Origin of the sequence: Ruthenibacterium intestinale (assembly GCF_040096265.1) — a bacterium.
Taxonomy (GTDB): Bacteria; Bacillota; Clostridia; order Oscillospirales; family Ruminococcaceae; genus Ruthenibacterium; species Ruthenibacterium komagatae.
In genome coordinates this window covers 1-809 of sequence record NZ_JBBMFA010000075.1, presented here as the reverse complement: position 1 = coordinate 809, position 809 = coordinate 1, and the positions used below count along the sequence as shown (strand labels likewise).

The window sequence follows — 809 nt, the reverse complement described above, 5'->3', positions numbered from 1 at the left end:
AGTGAATTGTCAAACTAAGTGCAACAGGAATTGAGTTCAAAGTCCCATAATTCCCGGGCAGAATGGAAGTTAAGAACTTTGCGAGGCCTGGCGTTCAACAACGCCAGGTTTCGTTTTAATGTGGCGGGAGCAACGCGGGAAAGATTTCTGCCCTTGGGATAAAACTCCCGGAGCAGACCGTTCAGATTCTCGTTTGTGCCTTTCTGCCAGGCACAATACGGGTCGGCAAAATAGACCTCGCAATGCAATCGTTCTTCAATACGGCGCCAGTTGGCAAACTCTGTGCCCCGGTCGCAGGTAATGGTTTTGACTAGCTGCGGTGGAAAGACGGACAGGGCAGCGACAACGGCGTTTTCCATGGTCTCAGCTCTCCGGTCCGGCATCTTCACGGCAATGTAAAACCGGGTCTTTCGCTCCGCCAGGGTGGCAAAGCAGGCTTTGCTTTTGCCCTGGCCACTCACTACGGTGTCCGCTTCCCAGTGTCCGGCTTCCTGGCGGCTGTACACCGATTTGTCCCGCTTGCGGATGGATTTTCCCTTGCTGTACTTTCCCCGCGTTTCCTTGACTCCATGGCTCTTTCCCTTGCGGCGCAGTACCTTCAGATTGCCATTTACCAGGTATTTCTCATAGATCCACCGGTAGATGGTACTCCAGCTGGGCATCTTTCGTTCACAAGGGGTACAGGCGATCTGCTCCGGCGACCACGTCGCACGCAGCTTTTCCTCTATGTAGTCGATCACTTCTTGGGAATGGAACATCCCGCGGTGGCAGTAGGAGCGCCGCAGCAGGTACTTCTTCTGCGCCGTGTG

The 809-nt window shown here is 54.4% G+C and carries 1 protein-coding gene; it reads right to left on the bottom strand.

What is annotated here, in order from left to right:
- Positions 1 to 14: 14 nt before the first annotated feature.
- A partial coding sequence (locus WMO24_RS05915) for an IS30 family transposase (RefSeq protein WP_349215394.1) occupies positions 15 to 809 on the bottom strand: 795 nt, incomplete at its 5' end.